The organism is Pseudomonas sp. PF05 (assembly GCF_056521845.1).
The window spans coordinates 125,411-147,852 of record NZ_JBWLPW010000005.1; the positions used below are offsets into that span (position 1 = coordinate 125,411).

Genomic DNA, 22,442 nt, shown 5'->3' on the forward strand with positions numbered 1-22,442 from the left:
ATGGAAACCCGAGCCCATCATGTGCTGATCGGCCTGTTCACCGTCATTGTGGTGGCCGGCGCCCTGTTGTTTGGCCTGTGGCTGGCCAAGTCCAACGTGGACAGCGAATTCAAGTATTACGAAGTGGTGTTCAACGAGGCGGTCAGCGGGTTGTCCCGAGGCAGCTCGGTGGAGTACAGCGGGATCAAGGTCGGCGACGTCGTCAACCTGCGCCTGGACCCGAAGGACCCACGCCGGGTGTTGGCGCGGGTGCGCTTGAGCGGGGAAACACCGGTCAAGCAAGACACCCAGGCCAAGCTGGCACTGACCGGCATCACCGGCACCTCGATTATCCAGCTCAGCGGCGGCACGCCCCAAAGCCCGGCGCTGACGGGGCACGACGGTGAGCCGCCAGTGATCATCGCCGCACCCTCGCCTATCGCCCGCCTGCTCAACAACAGCGATGACGTGATGACCAGCATCAACCTGCTGCTGCACAACGCCAATGAGGTGTTTTCCTCGGACAACGTTCAAAGCCTGGGCAAGACGCTCGAGCATCTGGAACAAACCACCGGGGTCATTGCCGAGCAGCGCGGCGATATTCGCCAGGCCATGCAGCAACTGGCGTCCATCGGCAAACAGGCCAGCGCCACGCTGGAACAGACCACCGCGTTGATGCGCAACGCCAATGGCTTGCTCAACGACCAGGGCAAACAAGCGTTCGGCAGCGCCGGCCAGGCCATGCAGTCCCTGGCTCGCAGCACCGCAACGCTCGACAAACTGTTGAGTGACAACCGCGATTCGTTGAATAACGGCATGCAAGGCCTCAATGCCCTTGCGCCAGCCGTGCGCGAGCTGCGCGAAACCCTGAGCGCCTTGCGGGGGATTTCCCGGCGCCTGGATGCCAACCCCAGCGGCTATTTGCTGGGCAATGACAAGGACAAGGAGTTCACGCCATGAAGCCGTCCAACCGGTTTATCCGCCCTCTTCTCTTGCTGGCAGGATTTGTCCTGGTAGGCGGTTGCTCGATTTTGCCCAAGGCTGAACCTTCGAATGTGTATCGCTTGCCCGCCACCCAGGTCCCGGCATCTGCGGGCACGGCGGTGAGCTGGTCGCTGCGCCTGGCCAGCCCCCAGGCCAGCGAGGTGCTCAACAGCCCGAAAATCGCGGTGATCCCCCAGGGCAATCTGTTCAGCAGCTACGCCGCCTCGCGCTGGAGCGACCCGGCCCCGGTGTTGTTGCGCAACCGCCTGCTCGATGGCTTCGCCCAGGATGGACGCGTCAGGCTGTTGAGCGTCGCCGACAGCAACCTGCAAGCAGACCTGGAGCTGGGCGGGCAATTGCAGGCGTTCCAGACCGAATACCAGGGCACTGCGGCCACCGTGGTGGTTCGCCTGGACGCGCTGCTGGTGCGCGGGTTCGACCAGCGCATCCTGGCCAGTCGCCGTTTTGAAGTGCGCCAGCCGTTGAGCGATGTGAAAGTGCCGGCGGTGGTGGACGGCTTTGGCCGGGCCGGTGACCGGCTGACGGCCGAAGTAGTGGCCTGGACATTGGAGCAAGGCCAGCGTTTCGCAACGCCTGCGCCTGACTGAAGGCGCGCCATCTGAAGCAATGGATTGGGGTTCAGCCGAAGAACCAGTAGCAAACCCCAATCGCCGCCACGACCCCGGAGAATTCGGCCAGCAGCGCACACCCCACGGCATGGCGCGCCCGCTGGATGCCCACGGCGCCGAAATACACCGCCAGCACGTAGAACGTGGTCTCGGTGCTGCCCTGGATGGTTGCCGCCACCATGGCCGGGAAGCTGTCGACGCCGGAGGTCTTCATGGTCTCGATCAGCATCGCCCGGGCGGCACTGCCGGAGAATGGCTTGACCAAGGCGGTCGGCAAGGCATCGACGAAGCGCGTGTCCCAGCCGGCCCACTGCACCAGGTGCCGGATGCCGTCGAGGCCGAAATCCAGCGCCCCCGAAGCCCGCAGCACGCCCACGGCGCAGAGCATGGCTACCAGGTAGGGCAGCAACGTCTTGGCGACGTCGAAGCCCTCCTTGGCGCCCTCGATGAAGGCTTCATACACCTTGACCTTGCGCAGGGCCCCCACCACCAGGAACAGGATGATCAGGCCAAACAGCGTCAGGTTGCCAAGAATCGATGACAACCCCGCCAGCGCCGTGGCCGAGAGCGTTGCCAACAGCGCCATGAACCCGCCCAGCGCCAGCGCCCCCGGGATCAGATAAGCCAGCACCACCGGGTCCCACAACCGCAGGCGTTGCATGAACGCCACCGACAGCAGTCCCACCAGGGTCGAGGCGCTGGTGGCGAGCAGGATCGGCAGGAACACCAGGGTCGGGTCCGGCGCGCCTTGCTGCGCGCGGTACATGAAGATCGTCACCGGCAGCAGCGTCAGCGACGAGGCATTGAGCACCAGGAACAGGATCTGCGCATTGCTGGCGATGGTCGGGCTGGGGTTGAGGTCTTGCAGGGCGCGCATGGCCTTGAGGCCGATGGGTGTGGCCGCGTTGTCCAGTCCCAGGCCGTTGGCGGCGAAGTTGAGGGTGATCAGGCCAATGGCCGGGTGGCCGGCAGGCACGTCGGGCATCAGGCGCAAGAACAGCGGGCCGAGGGCCTTGGCCAGCCAGTCGACGATGCCGGCCTTTTCGGCGATGCGCAAAAAGCCCAACCACAGGGTCAAGGTGCCGAACAGCAGGACCATGACCTCAACCGACAGCTTGGCCATGGCAAAAATGCTTTCCACCATGGCCGCGAAGATTCCGGCGTTGCCACCGATCAGCCACTGCGCCAGCGCCGACACGGCTGCCACGATAAAGAAGCCAAGCCACAGGCCATTGAGCATCGGTCAAATCCCCCGGAAGATGCCGCGAATGATAGCGGGGCTGGCAGAAACGACAAACCCCGGATTTCTCCGGGGTTTGCTTGGCATCAATGGCTGGAAGTTTCCCCCGCCGGCAGCGGCTCTTTGCTGCGCCAGTGCGGCAGGGAGTTCCAGTAGCGCTGGCCCTTGGCGTCGTCGTACATGCCTTCCCAGCGGGCGATGACCAGCACGGCCAGGGCGTTGCCGATAACGTTCAGGGCGGTACGGGCCATGTCCATGATGCGGTCGACACCGGCAATGAAAGCCAGGCCTTCGAGCGGAATGCCCACGCTGCCCAAGGTCGCCAGCAACACCACGAACGACACCCCCGGCACACCGGCGATGCCTTTGGAGGTGACCATCAAGGTCAGCACCAGCAGCAACTGCTGGCTGATGGACAGGTCGATGCCATACAGCTGGGCGATGAAAATCGCCGCGATGCTCTGGTAAAGGGTCGAGCCATCGAGGTTGAACGAATAGCCGGTGGGCACCACGAAGCTGCAGATGGCTTTTGGCGCGCCATAGGCTTCCATCTTCTCGATCACGCGCGGCAGCACGGTTTCGGAACTGGCAGTGGAGTAAGCCAGCACCAGCTCATCCTTGAAGATGCGCATCAGCTTGAGCACCGAGAAGCCAAACAGGCGGGCGATCAGGCCCAGCACCACGAAGGCGAAGAAGGCGATGGCGACGTAAACCAGGATCACCAGTTTGGCCAGCGGCAGCAGCGACGCGAAACCGAAGTTGGCGACCGTCACCGCGATCAGGGCGAACACGCCGATCGGGGCGTATTGCATGATCATGTGGGTGACCTTGAACATGCTTTCCGACACGCCCTGGAACATCTTCACCAGCGGCTCGCGCAGGTCCGATTGCAGGCTGGACAGGCCCAGGCCGAACAATACGGAGAAGAAAATGATCGGCAGCATCTCGCCACGGGCAACGGCGGCGAAGATATTCGACGGGATCAGGTTGAGGATGGTCTGGACGAACGCATGTTCATGCTGGACTTCCGCGGCCGTGGCCTGGTATTTGGAAATATCCACCGTACCCAGGGTGCTCATGTCGATGCCGCTGCCGGGCTGGAAGAAGTTGGCCAGCAGCAGGCCGACGACGATGGCGATGGTGGTGACGACTTCGAAGTAAAGGATGGTCTTGAGACCGATGCGCCCGAGCTTCTTGGCATCACCGACTCCGGCAATGCCGACGATCAGCGAGGAAATCACGATCGGGATCACGATCATCTTGATCAGACGGATAAAGATATCGCCCGCCGGTTGCAGCACGTTGCTGATCCACCAGGCCTTCTCGGCACTGAAATGGTTGAGCAGCGCGCCCAATGCAATCCCTAGCACCAGACCGATGAGGATCTGCCAGGCGAGGCTTAGTCGTGCCTTCTTCATATCGTTACCCTTACTTCAGTTGGACTCGGACAGTGGCGCGAATGCATCGTCGATGACGAAAAACATCCGCGCCCCCGCCCCCGTATAAGGTCACCCCGAGCGCGTTAGCGGCTTACTGGCAGGCGAAAAAAGGCGCAACTATTGCGATGCAAGGGGGGCTCGTCTAATGCCGTAAACGCCTACCCTATGCCGAATCGGCATGAGATTTTTCAAACGAAACCCGCCCTCCAAGCGGTTCGAATACGACATTTATGCAGGCATAAGTGCCGTGAACCGGCCATTTCAGCGTAGCTGGGCTTTCTCTCGCAAGCGGGGGGAACCGGTGAGACGGCAGCGAATCGAGACGCGGCCCCAGGGAGAAATTGCGTCGGCATTCTCCGATATACGGTCAGGGAAAGGGGAATAAACAGGCGGGAGGAGACAAAATGCCGCATCGCCGGGCGGCCTGCGGCGCCCAATCCGGCAACCGCTCTGGCGCAAGCATCTTGCGTCACAAAGCTCTACGCAAGTTCGCCAAGCCATGATGGCTTCGCGAACCTGCGTCGCAGCTTTTACCTGACCCGGCTCTTTCGCAGGCACCCCTTGTGCCCGTAGGTCACTCCGACGCTCATCCGTCAGAACGTCCCGGCCCCCTGGTCATGCACCGGCCCTCTTCGGGCTGTGCAGCAGAGAAAAGCAGGGCTGCCTTTCCCGTTTTTCAGAATCAGTACCAGTTCGGATCTTTCTTGAGTTGTTCCATTAACAGTTTCTGCATACCGTCATCGGGCTTGCCGAGGAAACGGTAGTCAGCGTGACGAGTCGGCGATTTGTCGGCGGGTAGTGCGGCAGGGACTTCAACCAACATGGCGTAGGCCTCGTCCTTGTCGAAACTGACGGCGACAAACAGGCGCTTGCTGCGGCACGTCGCCTGGGTTTCACACAGTGGTCCCACCAAGTACTTGTCGCCGTCTTCCTCGACGGCATTCATCTGCTGGGCATCGCCCGACAGGTTCATCACCCATTCAGGCAGGCGTTCTTCTTTTTCCACGACCTGCTGCCAGGTTTCACGGTATTGCGGGTCGGCCTCAAGCAACTCATTGACGCGCATCTGTCCATCATTGGCAGCCATTGCCATGGCGCTGCCGCCCAGCAACAGGGCGGCGGCCAGTCCTTTGAATGAAACGCTCATGGTCAGCCTCGGCCACGACGGCCAAAGAAGAAGGAAGCGATGAACATCACCAGAAACACGACAAAGAGAATCTTGGCGATGCCCGTGGCGGTGCCTGCGATACCACCGAAGCCCAGTACCGCGGCGATGATGGCAATGATCAGGAAGGTAATTGCCCAGCTCAACATGGTGATTCTCCTTACGCTTTTTCTATTTAGTGAGGGTCTTGCGGTGATGGTTCCGGCGCAGTGGACGACCGGTTCATCGGGTTAGAACACCCAACGCTCTTCACGCGGCATGGCGCCCAATGGCTGAGCCTGGTCGACATCCATCATGCGCATTGAAGCGGAGGCTTCTTTGAGGCTGCTGACGGCGCTGAAATGAGTTTGTGGGGCGCGGTGAATCGACACCTGCGGCGCTTCGGGCTGCTGGCTTTCATGCCAGAGCAACCATTGCTGGCCTGCCACGAGGGTGACCAACAATGCCAAGGCTGCCCACATGCCCTGCTGGATGTGCAGGGAAGAGAGTCGAAATTGGGCAGCGCTTTTAAATTGGGCGGCGCCAAATCGAGCGGCACGTTGACGATTCATCCTGGAATTCCTCCCCCACCCGGGTGCAGTGATCTGGTTGAGGCGCGCGAACGCCACGTTAACCAGAGCATTGCAGCCGGCGTGCCAGGAATTTTTAAGATGAAAACATCTTTAAAATCAATAAGTTAATAAATAACTGCACAACACTGGGAGCGCATCCTGCACGATGGCCCCCCTGTGGGTCGTGCGTATTGCACGAATGAAAGAGAAAAGACGTTAGATTGTTTTCGAATTGGCTGTGAGACACAGCTGTCGGAATGAGCGATGCGAACCGTCCGAACCACACAAATCATAAAAAAAGGAACTCAAATCAGTCTTTTAGGAGTCTGACGTCCACAGAGCCATTCACGGTGAGTAATATTCCCTCAGAATCGACCATGCAACTTGCCCGATTTTTCTGACACTAACCAACATCATTGACTAAAGGAGCGTAGGAAAAATGGAATCCGCCACTGAGCACCAAGGCCGCATTCTGCTGGTAGACGACGAGTCCGCCATCCTGCGTACGTTCCGATACTGCCTGGAAGACGAAGGCTATAGCGTCGCCACCGCCAACAGCGCCGCCCAGGCCGACGCACTGCTGCAACGCCAGGTGTTCGACCTGTGTTTTCTCGACCTGCGCCTGGGGGAGGACAATGGCCTGGATGTCCTGGCACAAATGCGTATCCAGGCACCCTGGATGCGCGTGGTCATCGTCACCGCCCACTCGGCGGTCGATACTGCGGTCGATGCGATCCAGGCCGGGGCGGCCGACTATCTGGTCAAGCCTTGCAGCCCTGATCAATTGCGCCTGGCGACCGCCAAGCAATTGGAAGTACGCCAACTGTCGGCCAGGCTCGAAGCCCTTGAAGGGGAAGTGCGCAAACCCAAGGACGGCCTGGACTCCCACAGCCCGGCGATGAAAGTCGTCCTGGAGACCGCGCGTCAGGTTGCCAGTACCGATGCCAACATTCTGATCCTCGGAGAGTCCGGCACCGGTAAAGGTGAGTTGGCGCGAGCGATCCATGGCTGGAGCAAGCGCGCGAAAAAGTCCTGCGTCACCATCAATTGCCCGTCACTGACCGCTGAGTTGATGGAAAGCGAATTGTTCGGCCATAGCCGTGGGGCTTTCACCGGCGCCAGCGAAAGCACGCTGGGACGCGTCAACCAGGCCGACGGTGGCACGCTGTTTCTCGACGAGATCGGCGATTTTCCCCTGACGTTACAACCAAAGTTGCTGCGTTTCATCCAGGACAAGGAATATGAACGAGTAGGCGACCCAGTCACCCGTCGCGCCGACGTGCGGATTCTCGCAGCGACCAACCTCAACCTCGAAGACATGGTGCGCGACGGGCGCTTTCGCGAAGACCTGCTGTATCGCCTGAACGTCATCACCCTGCACCTGCCGCCGCTACGAGAGCGCGCCGAAGACATCCTGACCCTGGCCGACCGCTTCCTGGCCCGCTTCGTCAAGGAATACGCGCGCCCGGCCCGGGGCTTCAGCGACGAAGCGCGCGAAGCGCTGCTAGGCTATCGGTGGCCGGGCAACATCCGGGAACTGCGCAACGTGGTCGAACGCGCCAGCATCATCTGCCCTCAGGAAAAAGTCGAAATCAGTCATTTGGGCATGGCCGAGCAGCCTGTCAACAACGCTCCGCGCATTGGCGCCGCACTGAGCCTCGACGAATTGGAAAAAGCCCACATCGGCGCGGTACTGGCCACGGCCGACACCCTCGACCAGGCGGCCAAGACCCTGGGTATCGATGCCTCCACGCTGTATCGCAAACGCAAGCAGTACAACCTGTGAGCGACACCTTATGAAACTGGCGATGAAGCTGCGCACACGACTGTTTCTCAGTATCTCGGCCCTGATTACCGTGGCCTTGCTGGGATTGGTGCTTGGCCTGGTCAGCGTGATGCAGATGGCCAATACCCAGGAACAATCGGTACGCGACAACTTCGTCCTGCTGGACCTGGGCCTCAAGCTGCGCAAGAGCCTCGGTGATCAGTTGATGATCATGCTCGATGACAAGCCCAACCTCGCTGCGTTGGAGCAATCCAGGCAGCAATACCTGGCGCTGATCGACGAGGGCATCGCTCACGAACAGGGGCTGGATGATGCGCCAGGCAGCTTCAGCAAGGCCAAGGCTGACTACATTGATTTTTATGAAGCCTACACCGCATCTCGCCAACAGCCGAGCCAGCTCACGAGCGTCAAGGACCTCACCGGAAAATTCAACGTGCTGCGCAATGGGCTGATCGGGAGCTATCGCCAGGCCTTGACCAGCATCAGTGAAACCCAGGACCGCGCCCGTGAACGCGCGATGTGGATTTCCGGACTGCTGGGGCTGGTGGGGTTTGCAGTGCTGATCATCGGATTTATCACCGCCCATGGCATTGCCCGGCGTTTCGGCGCGCCAATCGAGGCACTGGCCGCAGCGGCGGACGACATCGGCCAAGGCAATTTCGAGGTCACGCTACCCGTTTCCTCGGCCGCAGAGTTGAACCTCCTGACCCGTCGCTTCGGGGTCATGGCCGAGGCCTTGCGCGAGCACCAGGCCACCAACGTCGATGAGCTGCTCGCTGGCCAGCAACGTTTGCAAGCGGTGCTCGACAGCATCGACGACGGCTTGCTGATGATCGACCGCCAAGGCCAGCTGGAGCACCTCAACCCGGTGGCCCAGCGTCAATTGGGCTGGGATGAGGAGCGCCTCGGGCAGGGATTGGGCGAGGCGCTGAGCCGCCCTGAACTCAATGAAGAACTGCATCTGGTCCTGCGCGGCGGAACCCAGGAACGGGCGCCGGACGACCTGAGCATCGAGGTCGATGGCGAGTCGCGAGTACTGACCTACAGCCTCACACCGGTCAGCCATACCCAGGGTCATATCCTTGGCGCTGTGATGGTGCTGCACGATGTCACTGAACAGCGTGCTTTCGAACGGGTACGCAGTGAGTTCGTGTTACGCGCGTCCCACGAACTGCGCACCCCCGTCACCGGCATGCACATGGCGTTCGGCCTGTTGCAGGAGCGCGTGCATTTCGCTGAAGACTCCCGCGAGGCAGACCTGCTCAACACCGTCAACGAAGAAATGCAGCGGCTGATGCAGCTCATCAATGACCTGCTGAACTTCTCCCGCTACCAGAACGGCCTGCAGAAGCTGACCCTGGCGCCGTGCTCCATCGACGATCTATTGGAGGCCGCCCGGTTGCGGTTTGCCGAACAGGCCCAAGCCAAGGGTATCGAGCTGCTCGTGGCGATCCAGGGCCCGCTCCCGCGATTGCATGCCGACGCTGCGCAACTGGATCGAGTGCTCGACAACCTGATCGACAACGCCATGCGCCACACCGCCGAAAACGGTCAGATTCGCTTGCAGGCCCGGCGTCACGGCGAGCGGGTGATCATCAGTGTCGAAGACAACGGTGAAGGCATTGCCTACGGCCAGCAGGGACGGATCTTCGAACCTTTCGTCCAGGTCGGACGCAAAAAGGGTGGTGCTGGCCTGGGCCTGGCGCTGTGCAAGGAGATCGTCCAGCTCCACGGCGGGCGCATGGGCGTTTATTCAAGGCCGGGGCAGGGCACGCAGTTCTACATGGCGCTGGCGGTCTGAGTGGACGGTATGAGCAGGCTCAGGCTTCGTCATCAAGGCGGCGCCCACGCAGGCGTCGGCCACGGGTAATCAGTTCGATGAGCTGCACCGCGCTGAGGGCATGGGCGAACAGCCAGCCCTGGCCGAACTTCACCCCTTCGCTGCTCAAGTAGGAAGCCTGGGCTTCATGCTCGATGCCTTCGGCAATCACCTTGAGTTGCAGCGCATGGGCCATGCGAATGATGTGCGGGGCCACGCCGCTGCTGGCGGCATCGTGGCCCAAGGCGTCGATGAAGGCCTTGTCGATTTTCAGGCAGTCCACCGGTAGGGTTTGCAGGTAGGCCAGGCTGCAATAACCGGTGCCGAAGTCGTCGATCAACACCTGATGCCCGACGTCGCGCAGCGATTGCAGGTTATCCCGGGCGACCAACACATCGATCAGCCCACGCTCGGTCACCTCGAAGGCAATCTGGTGCGCCGACACGCGATGCAGCGCCAGCAGGCGGGCGATCACTTCGCCAATACGCGGCACCATTACATCGCAGGCCGCCAGGTTCACCGAGATATACAACTGCGGATTGGCCCGCAACAGCTGGCCCAATTGATCGAAGAGCCGCTGCAGCACGAAATCGGTGATCTGGCGGATCTGCCCGGTGTTCTCGGCCATCGGGATAAACAAGTCCGGGCTGGTCAGGGTGCCGTCCGGTCTTCGCCAGCGCAACAAGGCCTCAGCCCCGACGCAGTTGCGGCTGCTCAGGTCGAAAATCGGCTGGTAAAGCACCTGCAATTCACCTCGCCGGATGGCCCCGTGCAGTTCGGCGTCCATGGACTGGCGCTGGCGCGCCAGCAGAAACACCTGGAAACCAATCCCCAGGCCCAGCATCAGGCTGATGGGCAACATCCACCAGGCATTGGCCGGAACCTGAAAACCGTTGCGCGGGGCGATCAGTACCAGTTGATAAACCGGACTGTCGGTCGGCATCCGATAGATCAGCCGGTCCTGTGTCACTTGCAAGGCATTGTGGCCTTTCGGCGGCCAGGGCTCGATCGGTGGCCAGTATTGGTCCGTCCCGAGCACGGGAATGGCCCGTTTACCGTCATCCAGGACGACCAGCAGGCTGCTGCCCGGTGGTAAATCGACCATGTCGGTCAAATGCCCCCGGGACGTGGCCACCCGAAAGTTGCCGCGGCCCAGCATCAACGCTGCGCGGTCTTCGTCGGGCTCGGTGGTGGTGTTGAGCCAGTAATTGTAGGTTGGCCCGCGGATGTCGGGCGGGCGGGTCACTGACAACCCACTCTGGCGCGGACGATTGGAGCAGACGCCGCTGCCATCGATATAAACCGCCTCGTAGACGAAACGGTAGTTGAAGCTGACCTGTTGCAATGTCGCGATCATGTCATCGTCGCAACCGCGCAACGGCTGGTTTTGCAGGTCGTCGAGGCTTTCACGCAACTGCCCGAAAAGCTGTTCCAGGCGCTGCAGAAAGCGCTCGCCCTGGGCATTCATCTGGTCGCTTTCGCGCTGCTGGATCTGCTGCACGACCACGAACAGACTTCCCGCCAGCAGCAGGACGGTACTTAGGGCAGTTGCCACCATCGCCAGGAAAAGGGGGCGATGAAGCCAGCTTTGTAGGGTTTCGCGGGCAGCCGTCATCATGGGTAATCCGAAAGTTACCAATGAGTTATAGCTTCTGATTTGGATTTGGCCCGATCCGTCAGACGGGCGTCATTATTTTGTCTGGTTGAGCACCTGCAGGATCGCCGCGCTTTGCGCATCCGGCATGCCATCGAAGCGGGTCGGCCGGTAATGCATCTGGAAGGCGGCCATCACATGGTGGGTGGCCACGTCCCACTCGCCGGTCTGCGGCGTCGGGTAGCCCAGGCGGGCCAGCTCGGCCTGGAACCAACTGGCAGGCGGCAGTTGCGGCGCGAAGACGGCCTGCTGGCGAGCGACGGCCTGTTCGTCTGGCCAGACCCCCAGGCCGGCTTGCGCCAGGCGCTTCCAGGGGAACAGCGGCCCCGGGTCGAGCTTGCGCAGGGGCGCGATGTCGCTGTGGCCAATAATGTTGCGCGGGCTGATCCCGTTGCGCTGGATGATGTCCTTGAGCAAAACGATCAAGGCCTGGACCTGGGCTTGGCTGTAGGGATACCAGAGGCGCCCGGTGGGCGTGTCGACAAAGCCCGGATTGACGATTTCGATGCCGATGGAACTGGAATTGAGCCAGGTTCGGCCTTCCCATTCACTTTCCCCGGCGTGCCAGGCGCGTCGGCTTTCATCTACCAGTTTGTAGACGGTCGCGCCTTTATCGTCGCCGATCAGGTAATGGGCACTAACCTCGCCATGGGTCAGCAGGGCCAGGGAACGCTCCAGGGAAGCCGAGGTGTAATGCACCACCACGAATTGGATGCGGTTGTCATGGTTGACGGAGGGATGACTGGTGTCGAGCCGCGGGCCGCTGGTGCAGCCGGCCAGGATAAATATAGAAACAATGAGCGAAAGAAATTTCATGGTGGAAGGCAATACACGCTGGAAGTAATGCAACAGTGTAACGTATCGCCTCGCGATGATCCGGTGCGCGCGGCGATATTAAACAAATTGGAACAATTAGCCCCTTAGCCCAGTTCCACTCGGTTACGCCCGGCATTTTTCGCCCGGTAAAGCGCCTGATCGGCTCTTTTAAGCACCAAATCGCTGTGTTCGCCAGGTTTGAAGGCGGTCAGCCCAATGGACACCGTCACCGTCACCGGCTCGCCCTTGAAATGAAACGGACAGGCTTCGATGGCCAGGCGCAGCGTCTCGGCCAGCTTGGTACCGGCAGCCATGGGCGTATCGGGCACCAGCAGGACAAACTCCTCGCCACCAAAACGCGCAATGAAATCGCTGCCACGCAGGCGTTTACGCAGGACCGAGGCAATGAGCTTCAGCACCCGGTCACCGGCCAGATGACCGTAGTTGTCGTTGATGCGCTTGAAGTGATCGAGATCGAGCATGGCCAGCAGCAAGCTGTTGCCATGTCGCTGCCACTGGGCGACTTCATGTTCCAGGCGCTCGGACCAGGCGGCGCGGTTGGGCAGCCCGGTGAGCGGATCGATCAGCGCTTTTTGCCGCTGTTCCTCGAGATTCTCCCGCACGACCTGGGCATCCTGCTCCATCAGGGCGACGCGGTCGGCCAGGCTTTTCAGGCGAACCGAGACCTCCTGCTCGCGTTGATCACGTTGCTGACGGTGGTGGTCCATCGTGCCGAGCAAGCCTTCGAGGTGATTCTCGAGCACTTGCTTGAGGCCTTCCAGGTCATCGGCTTCCTTCACGCTGCTTTGCAGGCCGTCCACCTGCTCACGAATCTGGGTGTCCATTTCCCTGGAGGCCGACAGGTTGTCGGCGTGGTCTTCACTGGCGGCCTGCAGGCTGCTCTGGAATGACTCGAGCCGATCGTTGAGGCGCTGCAGGTAGGCTTCGAATTCATGCTGGCCAGTGTCCGTGATGGCGAGCATCAGTACGGCCAGATCATCGAGGATCGGCAACAATTCGTACCAGTTCAAGCCATTTCGCAGACGCTCACACATGGCTTCGGCTTGTGGTCGATGACGCTCGGGCAAGGTCAGGTCACCCAAAAGGCCCAACAGCGTGTCTTCGATATGCTTGGCGACCGAGCTGTAGGACGGCTCCGGTGAGTCGGGCAGGGCGTACTGGGCGTCGACCACATCGGCGACTTCCAGTGCCTCGTCGTCGGGCTCCACAGACGCCAGCGAGGGGGCGGGCAGGGCCTGCGCAAGCTCCTCGGGCATCAGTTCGTCGGGATTCTCGAGCGTGGGTGGCACTACCGGGCGTTCTTCGACGACCGGTGACGGCAGCGGCGTCGACAGTGGCGCAGGCTCGGTTGCTTCCTCCGGTTCACTGGTGGGCTGAACCACCTCGGCTGCTGGTATTGGAGCGGGTGCCGGGTCTGGCTCGATCTTCTGCGCAGTGAGGACAACCGGCACGGGCGTTGTCTCCAACGCTGGCGCTTGCTCTGCCACCGATGGCTGCGGTGCTGGTGCTGGTGCTGGTGCTGGTGCTGGTGCTGGTGCTGGTGCTGGTGCTGGTGCTGGTGCGACGAATTCTGCGGCAGTTGCTGGCTCCACAGCCACTGGCAAAACGGTTTCTGTCGCAGGCGCCACGCTGGCCCGGGCAGGTTCGAGGGACTGGCGCGGCGCTTCTTCATGGCCCTGGCCACCAAACAGCCGTTGCAGCAGGCCGGGGCGACTCGGTTCGACAGGGGCTTCCTGGGCACTGATTGCCTTGCCTTGCAGGCCGCTCAACTCGCTGAGCAGCAACGGAATCTCCCGGGCCTGGCTGGCCCGATCTTCCAGTTGCTTGGCAAACTTCTTCAGCGAGCGGCTGACTTCTTTGGGCAGCGGCAGGCTCTGCAACTGGGTAACCAGGGCCGTCAACGCGGCGCTCGTCTGCTCGACCCGGGTTTCGCGGCGCTGTTCGGAATCGAGTACGGCTTTCTCCAGGCGCGGCAGCAGGGCAGCGAGGGCGGCATCCATGTCATCGGTGCGCACCACCTCGCGCATCTCTTTCATGCATTGATCGACAGCCCGGTCAGTGCCCTCGGCAGCCAAGGTGCTGCGCACCAGGCCCCGACGCAGCAAGTCGAGTCGAGCCTCCCAACGGCGCTCGAGCTTTTCCTGCTGTTCGATACTCTTGAAATATTTCTCTCTCCAGCGTTCGGCGTCGTCGCTCATTCATCGGATCCGCGAGGGGCAGGACTCAGCGCGGGGAATGCATCGGCCGTGAGCGAACCCGGCAAACGAATTTCTACCGCGACCGGCAGGTGATCGGAAATGGGTTGGGCCAGCACCTCGACGCGTTCGAGGGTCAGGGTCGGGCTCAACAGGATATGGTCCAGGCAGCGCTGGGGGCGCCAGCTGGGGAATGTCGCTTCCAGTTGTGGAGCGAGCAGACCGAGATCGCGCAGGGGCGAAGTCTGCAGCAGATCGGTGGCATGGGTGTTCATGTCGCCCATCAGCACCTGATGCTTGTAGCCACCGATCAGCTCGCGAATGTACGCCAGCTGCATCGTCCGGGTACGCGCCCCGAGCGCCAGGTGCATCATGACCACGACCAGCGCCTCGGGGCCTTCGCCGAAACGCGCGAGGATCGCCCCGCGCCCCTTGGGCCCCGGCAAGGGATGGTCTTCGATCGCCCACGGGCGCAAGCGACTCAACACACCATTGCTGTGCTGGCCGAGCCGTCCGAGGTTGCGATTGAGTTGCTGGTACCAGTAGGGGAAAGCGCCCAATTGGGCCAGGTGCTCCACCTGGTTGACGTAACCTGAGCGCATGCTCCCGCCGTCGGCTTCTTGCAGGGCCACCAGGTCGAAGTCCTTGAGCAGGTCGCCGATTTTCTGCAGGTTACCGGCACGTCCGGTGTGCGGCAGCAAATGTTGCCAGCCGCGAGTCAGGTAATGCCGGTAGCGCTCGGTGCTGATGCCCACCTGGATATTGAAGCTGAGCAGCCGCAAGCGGCTGTCGCCAGGCAGGCCCGTGGACGTGACATGATGCTCGTTGACCCGCGGTTCATGCAGGCCAACGATGCGTTCGGTGCTCCAGCGGGCCATGGGCGTGGGCCGCGCTTAGTTGGCGGCAGCCTTGGTGGCCGCTCGCTCTTTGGCGATCAGTTGGTCGGCCAGTTGCAGCGCTTCATTTGCGCCGCCGGCGGAGCCGATGTCAAAGCGGTATTTGCCGTTGACGACCATGGTCGGTACGCCCGTGATCTCGTATTTCTTCGCAAGCTCCTTGGCCTTCTTGATCTGGCCCTGGATGGCGAAGGAGTCGAACGTGGCGAGGAACTTGTCCTTATCCACGCCCTGGGTGGCGAGGAAGTCCGCCATGTCTTCTTTCTTGACCAGCTTCTTGCCTTCTTTCTGGATCGCGTTGAATACCGCGGCGTGAACCTTGTGCTCGACGCCCATGGCTTCAAGGGTCAGGAACATCTGGCCGTGGGCGTCCCATGGGCCGCCGAACATGGCGGGGACGCGTACGAAGTTGACGTCCGAAGGCAGCTTCTCGACCCATGGGTTGATGACCGGCTCAAAAGCGTAGCAATGCGGGCAGCCGTACCAGAACAGCTCCACGACTTCGATCTTGCCAGGCACCGCCACCGGAACGGGGTTACTCAGTTCGACGTAAGGGGCTTTGGACTCCTCGGCGTTGGCTTGAACGGCCATGCCGAACAGGCTGAAAACGACGAGCGCGGCGCTGATGATCAGATTACGCATGCTTTACTCCTGGACAATGAGGGGGCCTCGCGAGACCTGTTTCTAAGACAGACCGTGGCGGGTTCAAGTTCTCTAGTGTAACGGCAGCGGCCACAAAAAAGGGCGGCCAAAGCCACCCTTTTGATGCTCGCATCGACAGATTAATCGAGCGTTAACGCTGCAAGGGATGTACGCCCCTCGCAACGCCAGCCCAAGGCCTCAGTGCAGGCCTTGGATGTAGCTGGATACCGCGGCGATATCCTCGTCGCTCAGTTTTTTCGCAATGCTCTGCATCGGCTTGGTATCGCCGTCGTTGGTCCGGCCACCTTCTTCTTTGCGGAAGTCGGTCAATTGCTTGGCTACGTATTGGGCATGCTGGCCGCCCAGGTGCGGGAAGCCGGCTGCAGCATTGCCTTTGCCGTCAGGCGAGTGGCAACCGGTGCAGGCTGCAAGCCCTTTGTCCAGGTTGCCGCCACGAAAGAGCGCTTCACCACGTGCCACGAGCTTCGGATCGGCGGCGCCGACACTGCCCTTCTGGCTGGCGAAATACGCCGCGATGTCCGCCAGGTCCTGATCGCTCAGGTTGGTCAGCAGGCCGGTCATTTCCAGCACCGTGCGCTTGCCGGACTTGATGTCTTGCAGTTGCTTGTTCAGGTAACGTTCGCCCTGGCCCGCCAGTTTCGGAAAGTTAGGCGCCATGCTATTGCCATCCGGGCCATGGCAGGCTCCGCATACGGCCGCCTTCGCCTGACCGGCAGTGGCATCGCCAGCGGCGTGGGCTACGCCGGATATCCCCAAGGTCAACAGCAGACTCACGATCAGTTTGTTCATCAGCTAATCCAACTACGGCTAAGGGTTAAAGAGTTATGGACCGGGTTCACTCGCTCATCCACTGGATGATGGCTCGGTAATCCTCGGCACTGCAGTCCATGCACAAACCACGCGGCGGCATCGCCTTGAAACCCTGGGTCACGTGTTGCACCAGCGTCTCCATACCTTTCGCCAACCTCGGCGTCCAAGCTTCCTGATCGCCCTTGCGGGGCGCCATGGGGAGTTGGCCGGAATGACAGGCACCACAAACACGGTTGTACACAGCTTCCGGATCCTGTGTAGCCTGAGCGCTGTAAAGCGGCATCAAGACACCGGCAGCTAGCAGCCATTTCGTCATAAAACGACCTTTTCAGGGTTGGGAACGAGCTGCGTTCTAATGCGCAATTTCGGTCGATCGCTCCCGTGAGCTTCATCCTACGCTGGGACAAAGCGCACACAAAATCGGCGGCATTATATACTGGCGTCACTGAAACGGAAACGACACAGCTTGCCGCGTCCATTCCCGACGCCGCCCACATCGGAAATCCCATGCAACTGAAGAACCCCATCCTTGGCCTGTGCCAACAGTCCACCTTCATGCTCAGCGCCGCCAAAGTCGATCAATGCCCAGACGACGAAGGCTTCGAAGTGGCTTTTGCCGGGCGTTCCAACGCCGGCAAATCCAGCGCGCTGAACACCTTGACCCATGCAAGCCTTGCACGCACCTCGAAAACCCCGGGGCGCACGCAGCTCTTGAACTTCTTCAAGCTAGACGATGAACGGCGTTTGGTCGACCTGCCCGGCTACGGCTACGCCAAGGTACCGATCCCGCTCAAGCAGCACTGGCAGCGTCACTTGGAAGCCTACCTGGGCAGCCGCGAGAGTTTGAAAGGCCTGATCCTGATGATGGACATTCGCCATCCGATGACCGACTTCGACCTGTTGATGCTCGATTGGGCAGTCGCCAGCGGCATGCCGATGCACATCCTGTTGACCAAGGCCGACAAGCTCACCTACGGCGCGGCAAAAAATACCTTGCTCAAAGTGCAGTCGGAAATTCGCAAAGGTTGGGGCGACGCGATCACCATCCAGCTGTTCTCGGCGCCCAAGCGCATGGGCCTGGAAGAAGCCTACACGGTGCTGGCCGACTGGATGGAATTGGCGGACAAGGGCAGCGAAGAGGCCGAATAAGCCAAATCGCAGGCAAAAAAAACCCCGGACTTCTTATGGGGAGGGGGAAGTTCGGGGTCCAAGTTCCGGACCGCTAGGGCGAGGTCCAGATATCTGCCAACACTTAACACAACATAGGAGCATTGAAGGGCTTCACCAGCCATTCAGAATCTCTGAGTGGCAATTCACGGGTTTAGTTCAGATTTTTTTGGAAATAACCGTAGGAATTTTCAGAGCCAATGACGCCGCGCCTGGGTTTTCGGTGACTCGCTGTGCCGAGGGCGCTTTGCTCCCGCTGGGGCTCGAAGCGCCCCCCGCAGGAGCCGTGTAGGAGCCGTGTAGGAGCCGTGTAGGAGCTGTCGAGTGCAACGAGGCTGCGATCTTTCCCCTGACGCTTGAGTATCAAGTGAAAGATCAAGATCAAAAGATCGCAGCCTCCGGCAGCTCCTACAGCGCTCAGCCGAACGGGAGCAAGCTCCCTCGGAATCAGTGCGCCTCGTCCCAGTTATTGCCCACGCCCACTTCCACCAACAGCGGCACGTCCAGCGTGGCGGCGGCGCTCATGTGCTGGCGGATTTCCTCGCGCACCTGGTCGACCAGGTCTTCACGCACTTCCAGCACCAGTTCGTCGTGTACCTGCAGGATGACCTTCGCATCCAGCCCGGACTCCGTCAGCCAGCGGTCCACGGCGACCATGGCTTTCTTGATGATGTCGGCCGCCGTGCCCTGCATCGGCGCGTTGATCGCAGTGCGCTCGGCGCCTTTGCGCAGGGCCGGGTTTTTTGCGTTGATGTCCGGCAGGTACAACCGGCGACCGAAAATGGTTTCGACGAACCCTTGCTCGGCGGCCTGGGCGCGGGTGCGTTCCATGTACGCCAGCACACCCGGGTAGCGGGCGAAGTAGCGGTCGATGTATGCCTGGGATTGCTTGCGATCGACACCGATCTGCTTGGCCAGGCCGAACGCGCTCATGCCGTAGATCAAGCCGAAGTTGATCGCCTTGGCGCTGCGGCGCTGGTCCTGGGTGACGGCTTCCAGCTCAACGCCGAACACCTCGGCCGCCGTGGCCCGGTGCACATCCAGGTTATGGCGAAATGCATAGAGCAGGCCTTCGTCCTTGGCCAGGTGCGCCATGATCCGCAGTTCGATTTGCGAGTAGTCCGCCGCCAGCAGCTTGTAGCCTTTCGGCGCGATGAAAGCCTGGCGGATACGTCGGCCTTCGGCCGTGCGGATCGGAATGTTCTGCAGGTTCGGGTCGATGGACGACAGGCGCCCGGTCGCGGCGACGGCCTGTTGATAATTGGTATGGACGCGGCCCGTGCGGCTGTTGATCTGTTCCGGCAAGCGATCGGTGTAGGTGCTCTTGAGCTTGCTCAGCGAGCGGTACTGCATCAGCACCTTGGGCAGTGGGTAATCCTGCTCCGCCAGCTCGGCGAGCACTGCTTCGGCAGTGGACGCCTGGCCCTTGGCGGTTTTGCTGAGCACCGGCAAGCCGAGTTTTTCGTACAGGATCACGCCCAATTGCTTGGGCGAGCCCAGATTGAATTCCTCGCCAGCGATGGCAAACGCCTCACGCTCCAGCGCCACCAGTTTCTCGCCCAATTCGACACTTTGTACGCCCAGCAGGTTGGCATCGACCAGGGCCCCCTGGCGCTCGATGCGTGCCAGGACCGGCATCAGCGGCATTTCGATGTCGTTGAGCACTGGACCCAGGCTTGGCGTGGCGGCCAGCTTTTCCTGCAAGGCCTGGTGCAGGCGGAAGGTCACGTCGGCGTCTTCGGCGGCGTAGGGGCCAGCCAGTTCCAGGGATATCTGGTCGAAGGTCAGTTGCTTGACCCCTTTGCCCGCGATGTCCTGGAAATCGGTCTTGCTTTGGCCCAGGTATTTGAGCGCCAGGCTGTCCATGTCGTGGCGGGTCGCGGTGGAGTCCAGCACGTAGGATTCGAGCATGGTGTCGAAGGCAATGCCCTGGACCAGGATGCCATTGCTCTGATCGCCACCGATGGCGCAGTTGGCCAGGATGTTGGTTTCGAACTTGGCGTGCTGGCCGACCTTGAGCTTGTCCGGGTTTTCCAGCAACGGCTTGAGCGCCTTGAGCACCGTGTCGCGGTCCAGTTGCTCCGGCACGCCCATGTAGGAATGGGTCAGCGGGATGTAGGCTGCCTCGAAAGGGGCCACGGCGAACGACAAGCCGACGAGTTGCGAATGCTGGGCATCGCCGCCGTTGGTTTCGGTGACGAAGGCAAACAGCGGCGCTTTGTCCAGCTTGGCCAGCCACGCGTCGAAGCGCGCCTGGTCGAGGATGACTTCGTAGTTGGCCTCGGCAGCGCCGGGCTGCTCTTCGGTAACTTCGACGATTTCCTGGCCGGCACGCTTGGCGTCCCGCTGGTTCTCTTCGAACCAGCTCTTGAATTCCAACAGCGTGTACAACTCGGCGAGTTTCTCGTGATCCGGCTGGCCCATTTGCAAGTCGTCGAGGCCGATATCCAACGGTACGTCGGTCTTGATGGTGGCCAGCTCGTAGGAAAGCAACGCCATTTCCTTGTGCTCTTCGAGCTTGGCGGCCAGGGTCTTGGCGCCACGGATCGGCAAGGTGGCGACGATGTCCAGTTGCGCATACAGCTCGGTCAGGCCGCCATTGACGCCCACCAGCAGGCCGGAAGCGGTCTTCGGTCCGATACCCGGGACGCCCGGGATGTTGTCGGAAGAGTCGCCCATCAAGGCCAGGTAATCGATGATCTGCTCTGGAGCGACGCCAAACTTCTCCTTCACGCCAGCCACGTCCAGGGCGCTACCGGTCATGGTATTGACCAAGGTAATGTGACCGTCGACCAGTTGCGCCATGTCTTTGTCGCCAGTGGAGATCACCACCGGACGGTCGGCCGCCGCGCTGCTGCGGGCCAGGGTGCCGATCACGTCATCGGCTTCGACGTTGTCCACGCACAGCAGCGGGAAGCCCAGGGCCTTGACGCTGGCATGCAGCGGCTCGATCTGCACGCGCATGTCGTCGGGCATGCTCGGGCGGTTGGCCTTGTATTCGGCGTACAGCGCATCGCGAAACGTCCCACCCTTGGCGTCGAAGACCACGGCGAACGGACTGTCCGGATACTGCTTGCGCAAGCTCTTGAGCATGTTCAGCACGCCCTTGACCGCACCGGTCGGCAGGCCTTTGGACGTGGTCAGCGGCGGCAGCGCGTGAAAGGCGCGGTACAGGTAAGAAGAACCGTCCACCAGGACGAGGGGAGCTTGGCTCATGAGCAGGATCAACCTTTTCGGCGGGTCCGGGGCTAGAATAGCGGGACCGTTGACGACAAAGGGACAAGGTTATCATGCGTACACTAAATCGCCTGTTACTGGCTGGCTTGTTTGCAATCACCCCGTTGGCCGTCATGGCGGCGGATGACGCGCCCTCGGCGGACCCGGACGTCACCATCCGCACCGAAGGAGATAAAACCATTCAGGAGTATCGGCAAAACGGATTTTTGTACGCGATCAAGGTCACGCCCAAGCACGGCAAGCCTTATTTCCTGGTACGCGCCGATGGCACTGATGCAAACTTCATCCGCTCGGACCAGCCGGATATGCTGATCCCTTCGTGGAAAATCTTTGAGTGGAAGTAGTTTCTTAACTTTAATCGGCGCCGTGTCAATCACGGCGCCCGAACTGAGCAGTTTTTGACCATGTCTGTGTTCACCCCCTTGGCTCGGCCCGAGCTGGAAACCTTTCTCGCCCCTTATGGGCTTGGCCGCCTGCTTGATTTCCAGGGGATCGCCGCTGGTAGCGAAAACACCAATTTCTTTATCAGCCTGGAGCAGGGCGAATTCGTCCTGACCCTGGTGGAACGTGGCCCGGTGCAGGAAATGCCGTTCTTCATCGAACTGCTGGACGTGCTGCATGACGCCGACCTGCCGGTGCCCTACGCCTTGCGCACCACCGATGGCGTGGCGCTGCGGGAGTTGGCAGGCAAGCCGGCGCTGTTGCAACCGCGCCTGGCGGGCAAGCACATCAAGCAGGCCAACGCCCAGCACTGCGCCCAGGTCGGGGAGTTGCTGGCGCATCTGCACCTGGCAACCCGCGACAACATGATCAAGCGCAAGACCGATCGCGGCCTGGACTGGATGCAGGAGGAGGGCGCCAAGCTGCTCTCGCACCTCGACGCCGAGCCGCGTCGGCTGCTCGAGGCGGCGCTGGATGAAATTGCCCTGCAGAAGGTCGGCATCCTGGCGCTGCCGCGCGCCAACATCCATGCCGATCTGTTCCGCGACAATGCAATGTTCGAAGGCACGCACCTGACCGGGTTGATCGACTTCTACAATGCCTGCTCCGGGCCGATGCTGTATGACGTCGCCATTGCCTTGAATGACTGGTGCTCGGACGACGACGGCGTGCTCGATGGCGCCAGGGCGCGGGCGTTGCTGGGGGCCTATGCGGCGCTGCGACCGTTCACTCCCGCCGAGGCCGAGCTATGGCCAACCATGCTGCGCGTGGCGTGCGTGCGGTTCTGGCTGTCGCGGTTGATCGCCGCCGAATCGTTTGCCGGGCAGGATGTGTTGATTCACGACCCGATGGAGTTCCAGCAGCGCTTGGCGCAGCGGCAGACGGTTCACGCGTTGCTGCCTTTCGCCCTGTAACAACCGACAAGCGCAAGGCTTTTGTGGCGAGGGGAT

The 22,442-nt window shown here is 61.3% G+C and carries 20 protein-coding genes; 7 read left to right on the plus strand and 13 right to left on the minus strand.

Annotated features, from left to right (window positions below):
• Both AC09SL_RS11105 and AC09SL_RS11110 read left to right on the plus strand, forming a co-directional pair.
• Entirely contained in the window at positions 1–939 is a 939-nt protein-coding gene (locus AC09SL_RS11105) for an MlaD family protein (RefSeq protein WP_058544838.1), read from the plus strand.
• Complete coding sequence (locus tag AC09SL_RS11110) at positions 936–1,571, plus strand: ABC-type transport auxiliary lipoprotein family protein (protein ID WP_058544837.1); 636 nt, start codon at positions 936–938, stop codon at positions 1,569–1,571. The genes AC09SL_RS11105 and AC09SL_RS11110 overlap by 4 nt, the downstream gene beginning before the upstream one ends.
• A gap of 31 nt (positions 1,572–1,602) precedes the next feature.
• On the opposite strand, the gene AC09SL_RS11115 is transcribed toward AC09SL_RS11110, so the two are convergent.
• The 5 genes from AC09SL_RS11115 to AC09SL_RS11135 form a co-directional block, all read right to left on the minus strand.
• Positions 1,603–2,832, minus strand: a complete 1,230-nt coding sequence (locus tag AC09SL_RS11115) for a nucleoside recognition domain-containing protein (protein WP_058544836.1) — start codon at positions 2,830–2,832, stop codon at positions 1,603–1,605.
• Positions 2,833–2,918: 86 nt separating this feature from the next.
• A complete protein-coding gene (gene gltP / locus AC09SL_RS11120) occupies positions 2,919–4,250 on the minus strand; it encodes a glutamate/aspartate:proton symporter GltP (protein WP_058544835.1) in 1,332 nt (443 codons plus the stop codon).
• A gap of 703 nt (positions 4,251–4,953) precedes the next feature.
• Entirely contained in the window at positions 4,954–5,418 is a 465-nt protein-coding gene (locus AC09SL_RS11125) for an inhibitor of vertebrate lysozyme family protein (protein ID WP_058544834.1), read from the minus strand.
• Positions 5,419–5,420: 2 nt separating this feature from the next.
• Entirely contained in the window at positions 5,421–5,585 is a 165-nt protein-coding gene (locus AC09SL_RS11130; protein WP_003177151.1) for a DUF1328 domain-containing protein, read from the minus strand.
• An 81-nt stretch (positions 5,586–5,666) separates the two neighbouring features.
• Positions 5,667–5,987 (minus strand): hypothetical protein, encoded by a 321-nt coding sequence (locus AC09SL_RS11135; RefSeq protein ID WP_058544833.1) that lies wholly within the window; start codon positions 5,985–5,987, stop codon positions 5,667–5,669.
• Positions 5,988–6,426: 439 nt separating this feature from the next.
• Between AC09SL_RS11135 and algB the strand changes: the two genes are divergently transcribed.
• The gene (algB, locus tag AC09SL_RS11140) at positions 6,427–7,773 is read left to right on the plus strand and encodes a sigma-54-dependent response regulator transcription factor AlgB (protein WP_003196247.1); all 1,347 of its coding nucleotides are present in this window, start codon (positions 6,427–6,429) and stop codon (positions 7,771–7,773) included.
• 10 nt (positions 7,774–7,783) lie between these two features.
• Positions 7,784–9,574, plus strand: coding sequence for an ATP-binding protein (locus AC09SL_RS11145; protein WP_058544832.1), 1,791 nt, complete (start codon positions 7,784–7,786; stop codon positions 9,572–9,574).
• Between the two features lie 19 nt (positions 9,575–9,593).
• Here the strand turns inward: AC09SL_RS11145 and AC09SL_RS11150 are convergent, their stop codons facing one another.
• The 7 genes from AC09SL_RS11150 to AC09SL_RS11180 form a co-directional block, all read right to left on the minus strand.
• Positions 9,594–11,207, minus strand: coding sequence for an EAL domain-containing protein (locus AC09SL_RS11150; protein WP_058544858.1), 1,614 nt, complete (start codon positions 11,205–11,207; stop codon positions 9,594–9,596).
• Positions 11,208–11,282: 75 nt separating this feature from the next.
• Positions 11,283–12,062, minus strand: a complete 780-nt coding sequence (locus tag AC09SL_RS11155) for an N-acetylmuramoyl-L-alanine amidase (protein WP_058544831.1) — start codon at positions 12,060–12,062, stop codon at positions 11,283–11,285.
• Positions 12,063–12,166: 104 nt separating this feature from the next.
• Positions 12,167–14,281, minus strand: coding sequence for a diguanylate cyclase (locus AC09SL_RS11160; RefSeq protein WP_064106852.1), 2,115 nt, complete (start codon positions 14,279–14,281; stop codon positions 12,167–12,169).
• Positions 14,278–15,156, minus strand: coding sequence for an endonuclease/exonuclease/phosphatase family protein (locus AC09SL_RS11165; RefSeq protein WP_058544829.1), 879 nt, complete (start codon positions 15,154–15,156; stop codon positions 14,278–14,280). Before AC09SL_RS11165 ends, AC09SL_RS11160 begins: the two co-directional genes overlap by 4 nt.
• Positions 15,157–15,171: 15 nt before the next feature.
• On the minus strand, positions 15,172–15,816 hold the full coding sequence (locus tag AC09SL_RS11170; protein WP_058544828.1) for a thiol:disulfide interchange protein DsbA/DsbL: 645 nt from the start codon (positions 15,814–15,816) through the stop codon (positions 15,172–15,174).
• A 198-nt stretch (positions 15,817–16,014) separates the two neighbouring features.
• A complete protein-coding gene (locus AC09SL_RS11175) occupies positions 16,015–16,626 on the minus strand; it encodes a c-type cytochrome (protein ID WP_058544827.1) in 612 nt (203 codons plus the stop codon).
• Between the two features lie 46 nt (positions 16,627–16,672).
• Positions 16,673–16,963 carry a c-type cytochrome gene (locus tag AC09SL_RS11180; RefSeq protein ID WP_003196231.1) on the minus strand — a complete coding sequence of 97 codons (291 nt, stop codon included), beginning with the start codon at positions 16,961–16,963 and terminating at the stop codon, positions 16,673–16,675.
• A gap of 191 nt (positions 16,964–17,154) precedes the next feature.
• On the opposite strand from AC09SL_RS11180, the gene yihA reads away from it, so the two are divergent.
• Entirely contained in the window at positions 17,155–17,796 is a 642-nt protein-coding gene (yihA, locus tag AC09SL_RS11185) for a ribosome biogenesis GTP-binding protein YihA/YsxC (RefSeq protein WP_003196227.1), read from the plus strand.
• Positions 17,797–18,261: 465 nt separating this feature from the next.
• Here yihA and polA read toward each other — a convergent pair whose 3' ends face one another.
• Positions 18,262–21,030, minus strand: a complete 2,769-nt coding sequence (polA, locus tag AC09SL_RS11190) for a DNA polymerase I (RefSeq protein ID WP_058544826.1) — start codon at positions 21,028–21,030, stop codon at positions 18,262–18,264.
• A 74-nt stretch (positions 21,031–21,104) separates the two neighbouring features.
• Between polA and AC09SL_RS11195 the strand changes: the two genes are divergently transcribed.
• Positions 21,105–21,395, plus strand: coding sequence for a DUF2782 domain-containing protein (locus AC09SL_RS11195; RefSeq protein ID WP_058544825.1), 291 nt, complete (start codon positions 21,105–21,107; stop codon positions 21,393–21,395).
• A gap of 60 nt (positions 21,396–21,455) precedes the next feature.
• Entirely contained in the window at positions 21,456–22,406 is a 951-nt protein-coding gene (locus tag AC09SL_RS11200; RefSeq protein WP_058544824.1) for a homoserine kinase, read from the plus strand.
• The last annotated feature ends 36 nt before the right edge of the window (positions 22,407–22,442 follow it).